This is a genomic window from Holzapfeliella saturejae (assembly GCF_037546065.1).
GTDB classification, from domain to species: domain Bacteria; phylum Bacillota; class Bacilli; order Lactobacillales; family Lactobacillaceae; genus Holzapfeliella; species Holzapfeliella saturejae.
The window spans coordinates 71,108-82,730 of the sequence record NZ_JAWMWG010000005.1; the positions used below are offsets into that span (position 1 = coordinate 71,108).

The following is an 11,623-nucleotide window of genomic DNA, read 5'->3' on the forward strand; positions in this document are numbered from 1 at the left end:
TTAAGACTTCAAATCGACTTGACGACTATAGTTATTAATCATACTGATTAATAACATAATTAAACCAGTAACGATGACATCAGCGACAACTAACCCTGCTGATTTGACAATCTCTGGTAACAACATTGGATGAACAATGATTGTTGCTATCACTGTGAGAAAAATCATACCTGACCTGGCTTGATATAACATAATGAGTAAGGCGATAACCAGAGTCAACGCTATAGTTAATAAGAAAATAAATAGATAGCTGCTCCAACTATTTAAAAGTATATATTGTTGTAAAAATAATAATTTATAAGGGGTAATAGTCGAAACGATTAAACTGATAATCGTGTTTATTACCCCTAAACCAATAGCGTATCCAAGATACAATTTCGGATAGTCTTGGCGTTTAGTATTGACATTAACTAAAAATCCGAACTGGCGTGCCAAGATAAAAATAGTCGCAAAGAATCCCAATTCTAGATAAATTGTCTCAGATTTACTCTGGTTTAGAACCCTAATAACAATTTCAAGCAAAACGGCACCCACATAGGCTGGTACCAGTTGCAAAAAGAACATACGATTGAAAGTAGCTGTTAATTTTTTCATTAACTCCTCCATTTTTTATTTTGTAATCAATATTGCAAGCGATTGCATAAATCAGAACGATAAATTATTTTTTTGAATCCTAGATAAGCGAGTGTGTTGACAATTATAGTGGGTATTAAAATCATAAGTATCGATAATATCAAGGGTTGGTTTAATACAAAATATTGATAGAACAACATCAAAACAATTGAATAAACCCATATGATTGTGATCATACTGAGTAACTTTATCCACGCCATTAACACGCTGCTTGATAATTTTGATAGTAAAAAAGTGATGGTACTTATCAAGGATACCGATAACATAATAATGAATAAGTTAAAGTAGTCTAGTAAACTTGAAACTTCATATTGAAATAAAAGTAGTTGTCTGCCAATTAGTTGAGAAAATATAATGGTTAACGTAAATGCCAAAATACTTGTCACAATAGCAGTAATTGTTTGCACTTTAATGATTTTTCTTCTGGAATAATTAAACATAATCGCTAAATCTATATTTGTGAGAGTAAACCCACTAATCAAATAGAATATACCTGATGCCATTTCAATAGTTTTGGGACCATTTTCATTTAACAAAAAAGACATAAATGGTCCAAGAAATAAAGCCATAACAGCTATAGTTACAATCAAAAGTTGCCTTGAACTATATAATAAATAGTTTTTAATGGTTTCCATACTGTTTCTCATCCTTAAATATTGTGTCGTAATTTTTGGTTTGTCTAGCGTAGTAAATGAAGACTAATAGTTGTGTACAATACCAAGCTGTAAATAATGCTGCAATTATAAATTCGCTTTTTACTCCAAAGATTGAAACTAATAGTGTGATGAATAAACCATATGAAAAAGCTAAAATAATCGTCAAGATCATTGCTTCCGGACAAAGACCACTTAAAGCTAATATGGCTGTTACAGTAATTGCAATAGCTAAGGCTAAAATAGTCAAACCACTCAGCTGTAATGATAAATGTAGCTGAAATAGTCTGATTGAAACCGGGAAAATTAAACTATATAACTTAATCAACGCAGTCATAATAACAGCAAATATAATAGGATAACTCATCACAAAAAGAACATGGGACTTTCTTGACTGATTATAATTCATTGTAGCTAGGGAAGAATTAATAACTGTTTGAGAAAATGTAAAACTTAAAAATAGCATAAATCCTATATTTAAATTGCTAGACAATCCTACAAAAAGCACGACGAAAATGGCTAATAATGTTATATTTCTGCTATACCAAAAACTATTTTTTAAAGAATTTAGCACGTCTAATTCCTCCTTACTGATATGAATGCCACTTACTGTCGGGATCTTTGTACAAGTTCGCTAGTTTTAAATAATAATTGAAAATTCTAATTTGAATGATATAAAAAATTAGAAGAATAGCATCATTGATAACTTGCTTTACGAACCCTCCATAAGGAGTAATTTCACTATTATTTGCCACTAAAGGTAAAATTAAGAGAAAGACAGTTAAAACAATTTGTGCCATAATTCGCTGATCATAACGCTGTAATGCCAGACTAAAACTGATGACGATAATTGTGGCAACTGTTAATCCCCAAAATATTAATAAAGGTAATTGGTTATCAATTTTTAAATTAAATAGAAAAATTCTGTTTGGGTTATATAAATTAATCACAGCAACGACCATTATACTGACTATTGCCATTAATACTGATTCAAAAATCACTAATTTTAAAAAGGTTTTCCTGCTTTGGTTAAATCCCAATGAATAGGGGGATTGTCGATTTAAATATAAGGAAGCTACCATAAGTAATCCTATTACCCATTCTGTACTCCTATTAATATTAAAAAATGAAGCTACAATTAACACAATCATTGCAACAATAAAATACTCACTGTAGTAAATCATCTGATTTTTTTTCATCATGACCGCCAACTTTTCTTTTTTGAAATATCAATTCTCAGAATAAAATATCTAAATATTCCAGCTAATAAAACAAACCATAATACTAACAGTAATAATAGCCCCTCTTCAGGAAATGTTTGATTTGTTATTCCAAAAACTAAGCCTACCACTACAAAAATGAGTTCAAAAAATATAAGTAGTCCGGCAATGATATAACTTAAATAAGATTTTTGATTATTAGTATAATAGAAAATAAGCATATGTAAGACTAACAAAGCGATAATAAATCCAAAAATCGATAACGATAATAATTGATTCGTCACACGAAATCCATAAATATTAATTGAAATCGAGGTAAAGTGGTTTAAGCAAAAGACAAGTGCAACATTAAATACTGTCATTAACAAAGTACTTAACAACATCGTATTAAAACAAGTTTTTCGACTGATATTATAATTTAACGAAAAGAAGTTAATGCCATAGTAAAAATTCATGATGTATACCAGAAATATCCATAGAAATGATGTTGCTGATATCGAATAGTTACTGTATGCAAATAGCCAAATAAATGTTCCGATTATAAAAGGACGATTATAAGCATACAGCTGATTTAGACTTATTTTCATACTAGATAGCTCCTTTCACAGCTTTTTGAAATTATTTGAGAACCAAAAAGTGTTGTTTTTAGATAATAGTTTAATTCAAGTAACTCAATTGAAATGACTGCCAGTTGATACACCCCAAAAACAATCAACTGTACACTCCCTGCTAAATGAAATAGGAAGAGATAAGGAACTAATAACTCAGAAATTATAAACAAGAATGGCACTATGATTAATGTGAAGCTACGACGCTGAATAAGTAGCCAGATTAATGAGGCAAAATTAAAAGCACTCAGACTTAATAAGAACAATCCCCAATATGATGTGCTGAACACTGACAAGTGATAAAAACCAAATAATGTGACGTTCGATGTGAGACATAACTTAAAGACATATCCCAACAACGTCAATAATCCTCCAGATATGATCGTTGTTAACATCAACCCCTTGATGTAACTTTTTTTATTTAAATTTGTGATAATACTTTCTAATTCTAATCCCATTAATCCAGCCAAAATAACAAAACTAATTGATAAGTCGACCGAGCTAGAATTTGCGAAACTATACCAACCTAGCTCCACCAAAAAACTAATCATAAACCCCAAAACTGATTTTTTTAGTGATTTTTGTTTAAAAATAGTCGCTATCATTTATAAATTCCCCTTTTATATTACTTTTGTAGCTTTGTGTAAACTGATACATGTTGCATTAAATAAAGATAAAGTCCCAGCAAAACTACAGTTGCTGCACTTAACCCCAATGCCATTAAACTTTGCATGGCTAATGATAAGGTAGCATCTCCTAATTGCCACCATGCCATAAAACCACCAATAGTACTTCCACCAAATAAAACACCTGCTATCAAAATCAACTTAATATTAGTGTCTTGTATTAAACTAATAATCAAAATCAAAACATAACTCGTTAATTTACTAAAAGTTAAGAAAATAAAGAAACTCGCCATATATAATAAATTCAATTTAAATGGTGATCCAAATAAAAATAAAGTGAGTGGTAAACACGCTGTCAAAATCAAATGAATTATCGAGACTTGCTTTAGTTGATTTTTGGCTATTTGATGCCTTGTCATTTGATTGCTAATGCCAAAATTCATCATTACTGGTAATTCCATCATAAAGAAAAACAAAAAATAACAATAAGTAATTGGATTGTTGAGTATGAACCCCTTAAAAGGCATGTTTAATAATATGATGACTAATAAAATGGCACCATAAAGGAAAAAATACAACGAGGAGCGATAATATTTTTGATAAGCTTTATTTTTCATATAACTGACCTCCTCTTGTTGTTTAGTTCAACTTGTCGGTATCTCTTGTTGTTAATTGAACGAAGTAATTTTGCAGAGTCATACCACTAACAGTTAAGTTGGCAGGTACTGGCTTAGGTAAATCACCGATAGTATAGATGTCAGCAGATCCCCCCAAGTAATCTGCACCAATTACATTCAAGTTAGCCGTGTAAATTGTAGCGTCTTCTTGTGGTCCTGAGACCACTTTTCCTTTCATCTGCAACTCGTCTATATCAATTTGAGAAATAATCTCGCCATTATTAATGACAATCGCTGTTTCAATTAGTGAAGCAATTTCGTCAATGATATGCGTTGAAATCACAAATGTTCGCGGTCTTTTTTCATAAGCTTCAATGATGAAACTGTAGAATAATTTACGATTTGCGGCATCCATTCCTAAAACCGGTTCATCTAAAAAGACATAATCAGAAGGTGTACATAATGCAATGATGATTTTAGCAATAGTACGATAACCAGTAGATAAGCTCTGCAAACGTTTTTTGGTGTTTAAGTTAAAGTGATCAGTCATACGTTGAGCTAAATCCCAATCAAAGTCGCCAAAGAAACGCTCAGTCCATTTAAAAATGGTTTTAACTCGCATATTGTTAGGGTAAAGGTTAACCTCACTCATTAAGAATAATCGACTCAATTGCTTATCATTTTCAAGCAGCGGTTCATCATCTAAAGTCACTTTAGTTTCTGAATTATCATTTGGAATAATACGGTTGTTTAAAATACTCATCAACGTACTCTTACCTGCTCCATTACGTCCTAATAGACCGTAAATAGTCTGCGGTTCAAATGTTAAACTCACATTTTTTAATGATTCTGTTGTACCAAAACTCTTGCTCAAGTGTTTTATTTTTAAACTCATAACTTATTCGTATCCTTTCTCAATCATTTCAATTAATTTATCTGATGTAATTCCCAAATTCTTTGCTTCTTCAATTAACTGGCTAACATGATTATTCAAAAAAGCTTTACTGTACTCTTCTCTGAGACGCTCTCGTGCTCCTGATGAAACAAACATACCAATTCCCCTTTTCTTTTCAATCAATTGTTTTGATACGAGCAGATTGACTCCTTTCAAGACGGTAGCTGGATTTAATTGGTAGCGTTTTGAAATTTCAGTTGTAGAAGGAACTTGATCACCTTCTGCAAACGAACCATTCAAAATAGCTGTTTCAATCTGTTCTGCGACCTGTTTAAAAAGAGGTTGTGAATCTGTGAAACTAAACTCCATTAAGGTCACCTCTACTTCTTTGGTTAATTACTCATGTAACTAACCATAAAACCTAACGACTAAAATGTCAACTTAAATAAACAATATAAAAAACCACTATTCAAAAAGAATAGTGGTTATAAATTTATAAAATCATAAAGTTGTAATAGATTTTGTTTTAGTCTCAATCTCGACTAAACCGCCTAAGGGCAAGGTTAAAATAGGTTGGGCGTGACCAAAGTTAACATCGTAAATAACTGGTAGTTGTTTAAAAATAGGGAACTTATCTAAAATATAATGTAACAATTCTTTAGTCATTTTATTTTCTTTTGGAAAACGCCCCAGCAACAAAGCTTTAGGTTTTTGACTAATTTGAAGTAACTGAGCTAGGTACCTTGATAATTCAATACCATGCATTTCTTCGGAAAATTCAAAGAACCAAACCTTATCGTCCAGCTCAGGCTGATAAGGTGTACCAGCTAGTAAATTAAAGGTATCTAAATTACCACCCACGGTTTGACCTTTAATGTGTCCTTCAGAATAAACTTGCCATTGATTATCATGGTAGTTTCTAGAAGCTGTAGGATCATACCATGCATCACTCGACCATGTTTTTGAAGCTACTAATTTTGTTGCTTCTGAACCAAACAAGACCTTTTTGAAACAATCATCTTGATATTGTCCTTGTTCATCTGACATTTTTAATGTGACATAAGCAGGACCATAATAAGTGACTAATCCCGTTTTAGCTGTAATTGCATTGGCTAAAGCGGTAAAGTCTGAAAAACCACAGATGATTTTAGGATTGTTACGAATTAGTTCATAATCTAGATATGGCAGTAATTCATTAGAAGTAAATCCACCGATTAATGACAAAATTGCTTTAATATTGGGATCAGCAAATGCTTCATGAATATCATCAACACGATCTTGAATAGGAAGCGAATCTTGAATATCTGAAGTTTCAATATGCCGACCAAAAGTGACTTTCAAACCCCATGATTCTAGTTTTTCTTTAGACTTTAAATTAGCTTCAAATCCGCCGACTCTCGCCCAGGAACTGCTAGGTGTAATAATCCGAATTTCATCTCCTGGCGATAATTTTTGAGGTGTAATCATTTGTCCAGCTACTTTCTATTGTAATTGATTAGTCAACGGGTACAATCCAACCTTCAGGAGCTTCAACCGTTCCAAATTGGATACCTTTTAGAGTATCAAATAATTGAGTAGTTAGAGGCCCTACTTCTGTTTCACTGTAAAAAACATGCTTTTTATCATGGTGAGTTAAAGAACCAATTGGTGAAATAACAGCAGCAGTTCCACAAGCTCCAGCTTCTTTAAATTGGTCAAGGTCATCAACAGGAATATCGCACTCTGAAACTTTTAATCCTAAACGATGTTCTGCTAACCAAAGTAATGAATACTTGGTGATACTTGGCAAAATAGAAGGAGATAATGGCGTTTTGAACTCATTATCTTTGGTAATACCAAAGAAATTAGCAGCCCCTACTTCTTCAATATTTTGATGAGTTAATGGGTCAAGGTAAACAACATCAGAATAGCCGTCTTTTTTAGCTTGTTCACCTGGTAGTAAACTGGCCGCGTAGTTACCCCCAACTTTGCTTTTACCGGTTCCTTGATGTGCAGCACGATCATAATCAGAGGTCACAAAACTAGTTGGTGTCATACCGCCTTTGAAGTAATCTCCTACAGGAGAAGCAAAGATAGTAAAAATGTATTCTTTAGCTGGATGAACCCCTAACTGTCCGCCGACTCCCATCATAATTGGTCTTAAATAAAGTGTTCCACCTGATTCATGTGGTGGTACAAAGTCTAAGTTTGCTTTAACAACTTCTTTAGCTGCCTCAATAAAATCTTCCTCAGGAAATTCTGGCATCAATAAACGGTTACAAGATGCGATGAGTCTTTTAGCATTTTGATCTGGTCGAAATAACTGCACTTTGCCTTCTGGTGTACGGTAAGCTTTTAAGCCTTCAAATGCTGACTGACCGTAGTGTAAGGCAGTTGACCCTTCGCTTACATGTAAGTCACTGTCGTCACTTAATTCCCCTTTTTCCCATTGGCCGTTACGATATCTGGCAATATAGCGATAAGGTAAGTCCATATAGTCGAATCCTAAATTATTAAAATCAATATCCTTTGCGTTTACTCTTGTCATACTAATATCTCCCTCTTTTGTTTTCTTTTTAATATTTTTATCATTTTAAGAGGAGTATGTCAATGATATAGGTTGTTTTTTATTAAAAAAAAATTAAATAAAAAAGTAACTTATCAAATAAGATAAGTTACTTTCTTTTTTTATTTTTCTGCGTAATCAATAGCTGAAGCAATATCATCTTTCTCAAAATCATGTGACATGAATTCTTGATTGTCTACAGGAAAGTGTTGATTCAATGTTTCGAAAGGTTGAAGTGAAATCTCACCATCTGCTAGTTCAAAGTCTAGTAGGTGGCCTCCCACTGTTTTATCTTCTGAAATAAAGTGTAAGTGGAATCCTCCGACTGCTGGGCCATTAAAGATATGAGGTGAATAATAACCAATAATTGTACCGTTAATATCTTCGTGATTAAACACAGATTGTTGGTCTGCTGTTTGTGTTAATGATGGATAAGGCTTATCTTGTTTATTAACTGAACGCGCCTTAACTTTTGAAAAATTACCGGTAATTTTAACACCAAAGAAAACATTTCGGTAATCGACATCTTCAAAAACTGTTTTTTCAACATCAGTCATTTTTAAATTTTTGGCAGCTTTCAATAGCTTAAAATTAGCAAAATGAACATCACAAAATGGTAATTTGAAATCAGTATCATTCACTACTGTTACTTTTCCTTCACCATTAACTTGATAAGCTGTACCATCTAGGACAATCAATTCGCCATCTAATCCTTGACCTGTTCCAATTCCGGTGTCCCCGTGTTTTAAAACATCTTGAATAGACATGGTACCCTCTAATAGACCTGGAACTAAAAGTGCTAAAGTTCCATGTTGAAATAATTCTGACATGTTATCACTCCTAATTAGTTAGTAAGATTACATAGTCAAATATTAGCAGCTATTACTCTGTAATTTGGCTAAGTATCTTAGCTATTATATACCCTACAATACGCATTACGAAAGTCTACTGATTAAAAAATGCTAATCAAGGGGTATTTTGACGCTAAATTTAACACCTTGTGGTTTTATATTTTCGACTTTAATGCTCCCAGCATGATCTTTTACAATTTGCTGTGCTATCGCTAATCCTAACCCATAACCACCTGTTTCTTTTGAACGTGCATCATCTTGACGATAAAAACGATCAAATAAATAAGGAAGATTCTCTGGATCAATTGAAGGGCCTGTATTTTGAATAGTCAGCTGCCAAAAATTGCCTTGTTTTATAGAAGAAACTGTAATGCTGTCGCCAGCTTTCGTGTACTTCAAAGCATTATCTAACAAAATAACGATAACTTGATGTATTTTTTTTACATCAAAATTAACCATTAACTCTTCATTACTCAAAACATAAAAGGATTTATCTCCTAATTCTGCCATCTCAATAAATGGTTGAGTCAATTTAGTAATAAATTCATGAGTTGTCGTTGGCTCTTTAAATAAAGTTAACTCATTTGTGTCACTTCGAGCTAACGTTAATAAATCAGAAGTTAATGATTTCAACCTGCGAGCTTCATTAAGTGACTGTGCAATTGAATCAGCTTGGTCAATCACTTTATCATTTGGCTTTGTAAATAAATATTCTAGATTGTTTTGAATGATAGTCAACGGGGTTCGTAATTCGTGCGAAGCATTTTCAACAAACTCTTGTTGCTTACGCCACGATTTTAAAACCGGCTTCATATTGTATTTAGATAAATAATAACTTAATCCAATTGATAATAACCAAAACACGATTAATCCAATAATCAATATCATTTTGAAATTTTCAAGAGAAGACTGAATTGGGTTAGTATTCGTAATAAATTGAACATAGGCTACTTGATTATCCAAACTACTTGCTTTAATCAAGTAACTATGAAAGTTCAACGTTTCTGAATCTTGATTCTTCAATGAAAAAGCATGAACTTTATCGATATGTTCGGTATTTAAAGTCAAATCATTAATCGGGGTGAACTTAGCACCCAATGAATCCTTATTTAAAATTTGACCATCTTTAGACCACAAAATAATTTGTGTATTAAATCGATTGTTCATCGGTTGATTATCCCCACTCCTTTGAAATAGGAAGGGATTTTTTTGTTCATAACGCTTAATTTCTAAATCAATGGTTTTTGTATCACGACTCATGCGGACTAGCGATTCATCAGTCTGACTATATGCCGACTGATTCAATAAAGTGATGGTGATCACACCCAATAACAAAAAGATAATCGCAAACGCACTACAATTAATCAAGAAAAAACGTAATCGTTGTCTTTTGGTTAAATCAGTGTTCATTAATTACTTCCTTTCATAATATACCCAACATTTCGCAATGTCTGAATATTTTGCTGAAAATTCGTGGGTGCCAAGTGTTTACGTAATCTACTCATATAAACCTCGACAACTGTTAGCGTTGTTTCTGAGTCAAAGCCCCATATCCGATCAAAAATTTGTTCCTTAGTCAAAATAATATCCTGGTTTTGGATGAGGTAAACCAGTAATTCAAACTCTTTACCTTGAATGGGTAGCTCTTCTTGTTGAAAGTAAACTTGCTTGTTGTTGAGTAAACAGCGTAAATCACCATAACTGATTGTTTCCTCATCAAAAACACCTAATGAACGCTTAAGTAGTGCTTTAACCCGCATCAATAATTCTTCTCGATGAAAAGGTTTAGTTAAATAATCATCGGCTCCTTTTTGAAAACCTTCAACTTTATCTTCAAGACCGTCTTTTGCTGTCAAAATTAAGACAGGTGTTTGTCTGGTTTGACGCAGTTTAGCTAGAACTTCATAACCATTCATTTCAGGTAGCATTAAATCCAAAATAATCAAATCATAAATACCAGACTCCGCTTCAAATAATCCCTCAGCCCCATCGTAAACTACCGTTGTCTGGGCAATATCACTTACAATTCTTTCAATATTTTGTGCTAAGTTTTTTTCATCTTCAACAATTAACAGTTTAATCATTTTAATCGTCTCCTTTATTTTGTTTGAGTTAATAATAGCTTTTTTACCCTAAATCAAACTTAATTTTTGAGTTTAAGGTCCGTTTAAGGTTCAGCCCGTAATATAACCTCATCAGCAAAAAACAGGAGGTTTACTTAATGAAATTAAAACACGTCTTTGAACGAAAAGAAAATAAATATTTACTCTCAACTAAACAATTCAGAGCTTTTAAAGCAGACTTAGAACACCACATGTCGCTTGATCAATTCGGAGAACACACCATTTCTTCTATTTATTATGATACCGACGACTTTAAGTTTATTAATCATTCCATGCAAAAACCTGACTACAAAGAAAAATTCAGAATCAGACAATACGGACAGTTTGATTCTAATGGTCAATTTTTCTTGGAAATCAAAAAGAAAGTTCGAGGCATTGTCTACAAAAGACGGCTCACACTTTCCTATAATGATTACCAATTATTCAAGTTAAATCGTAAGCTTGACTTAAATTATGTCACCCACCCACAAATTGCACGTGAAATTAATTGGTTATTCAATTCAAATTCAAGGCTTTACCCTCGAGTAGCCATTATGTATGACCGTCTTTCTTACTTCTGTCACGAACAACCTGATTTCCGGGTCACTTTCGATCAAAACATCCGTTTTCGAGATACCAACCTTGATCTCGAGTATGGGACTTACGGTAATCGTGTAACTAACCACTTTGACGTGCTAATGGAAGTAAAAGCTATGGGAGCTTATCCACTTTGGTTCAGTCAATTATTGACGAAACACGGCATTACCAAAGGTAAATTTTCAAAATACGCTTATGTTTATCAACATCACTTACTCAATTCACAAAAGGAGCTTTTAAGTGTTATCTAGTTTATTACAAAATTCAACATCCGCA

The 11,623-nt window shown here is 32.8% G+C and carries 15 protein-coding genes; 1 reads left to right on the forward strand and 14 read right to left on the reverse strand.

Annotation, left to right across the window (positions count from 1 at the left end; translation table 11 throughout):
• The 14 genes from R4Y45_RS07125 to R4Y45_RS07190 all read right to left on the reverse strand — a co-directional run bounded on the left by R4Y45_RS07125 (position 1) and on the right by R4Y45_RS07190 (position 10,732).
• On the reverse strand, positions 1-594 hold the full coding sequence (locus tag R4Y45_RS07125) for a hypothetical protein (protein ID WP_339970507.1): 594 nt from the start codon (positions 592-594) through the stop codon (positions 1-3).
• A gap of 26 nt (positions 595-620) precedes the next feature.
• Positions 621-1,268 (reverse strand): hypothetical protein, encoded by a 648-nt coding sequence (locus R4Y45_RS07130; protein WP_339970509.1) that lies wholly within the window; start codon positions 1,266-1,268, stop codon positions 621-623.
• Positions 1,255-1,752, reverse strand: a complete 498-nt coding sequence (locus R4Y45_RS07135; RefSeq protein WP_339970511.1) for a hypothetical protein — start codon at positions 1,750-1,752, stop codon at positions 1,255-1,257. Before R4Y45_RS07135 ends, R4Y45_RS07130 begins: the two co-directional genes overlap by 14 nt.
• A 121-nt stretch (positions 1,753-1,873) precedes the next feature.
• Positions 1,874-2,488: a hypothetical protein gene (locus tag R4Y45_RS07140; RefSeq protein WP_339970513.1), complete on the reverse strand. Its 615-nt coding sequence runs from the start codon at positions 2,486-2,488 to the stop codon at positions 1,874-1,876.
• A complete protein-coding gene (locus tag R4Y45_RS07145) occupies positions 2,485-3,093 on the reverse strand; it encodes a hypothetical protein (RefSeq protein ID WP_339970515.1) in 609 nt (202 codons plus the stop codon). Before R4Y45_RS07145 ends, R4Y45_RS07140 begins: the two co-directional genes overlap by 4 nt.
• The gene (locus R4Y45_RS07150) at positions 3,090-3,719 is read right to left on the reverse strand and encodes a hypothetical protein (protein ID WP_339970517.1); all 630 of its coding nucleotides are present in this window, start codon (positions 3,717-3,719) and stop codon (positions 3,090-3,092) included. The genes R4Y45_RS07145 and R4Y45_RS07150 overlap by 4 nt, the downstream gene beginning before the upstream one ends.
• Before the next feature lie 20 nt (positions 3,720-3,739).
• Positions 3,740-4,357: a hypothetical protein gene (locus R4Y45_RS07155; RefSeq protein ID WP_339970519.1), complete on the reverse strand. Its 618-nt coding sequence runs from the start codon at positions 4,355-4,357 to the stop codon at positions 3,740-3,742.
• Positions 4,358-4,379: 22 nt separating this feature from the next.
• Positions 4,380-5,252, reverse strand: coding sequence for an ABC transporter ATP-binding protein (locus R4Y45_RS07160; RefSeq protein ID WP_339970521.1), 873 nt, complete (start codon positions 5,250-5,252; stop codon positions 4,380-4,382).
• Between the two features lie 3 nt (positions 5,253-5,255).
• Complete coding sequence (locus R4Y45_RS07165) at positions 5,256-5,621, reverse strand: GntR family transcriptional regulator (RefSeq protein WP_339970523.1); 366 nt, start codon at positions 5,619-5,621, stop codon at positions 5,256-5,258.
• Between the two features lie 132 nt (positions 5,622-5,753).
• Positions 5,754-6,719: a S66 family peptidase gene (locus R4Y45_RS07170; RefSeq protein ID WP_339970525.1), complete on the reverse strand. Its 966-nt coding sequence runs from the start codon at positions 6,717-6,719 to the stop codon at positions 5,754-5,756.
• Between the two features lie 28 nt (positions 6,720-6,747).
• Positions 6,748-7,779 (reverse strand): branched-chain amino acid aminotransferase, encoded by a 1,032-nt coding sequence (locus R4Y45_RS07175; protein ID WP_339970527.1) that lies wholly within the window; start codon positions 7,777-7,779, stop codon positions 6,748-6,750.
• A gap of 140 nt (positions 7,780-7,919) precedes the next feature.
• Positions 7,920-8,627, reverse strand: a complete 708-nt coding sequence (gene budA, locus R4Y45_RS07180; RefSeq protein WP_339970529.1) for an acetolactate decarboxylase — start codon at positions 8,625-8,627, stop codon at positions 7,920-7,922.
• Between the two features lie 132 nt (positions 8,628-8,759).
• A complete protein-coding gene (locus R4Y45_RS07185; protein ID WP_339970531.1) occupies positions 8,760-10,058 on the reverse strand; it encodes a sensor histidine kinase in 1,299 nt (432 codons plus the stop codon).
• Entirely contained in the window at positions 10,058-10,732 is a 675-nt protein-coding gene (locus R4Y45_RS07190; protein WP_339970533.1) for a response regulator transcription factor, read from the reverse strand. The genes R4Y45_RS07185 and R4Y45_RS07190 overlap by 1 nt, the downstream gene beginning before the upstream one ends.
• Before the next feature lie 137 nt (positions 10,733-10,869).
• Between R4Y45_RS07190 and R4Y45_RS07195 the strand changes: the two genes are divergently transcribed.
• The gene (locus tag R4Y45_RS07195) at positions 10,870-11,598 is read left to right on the forward strand and encodes a polyphosphate polymerase domain-containing protein (RefSeq protein WP_339970535.1); all 729 of its coding nucleotides are present in this window, start codon (positions 10,870-10,872) and stop codon (positions 11,596-11,598) included.
• Positions 11,599-11,623 lie beyond the last annotated feature (25 nt).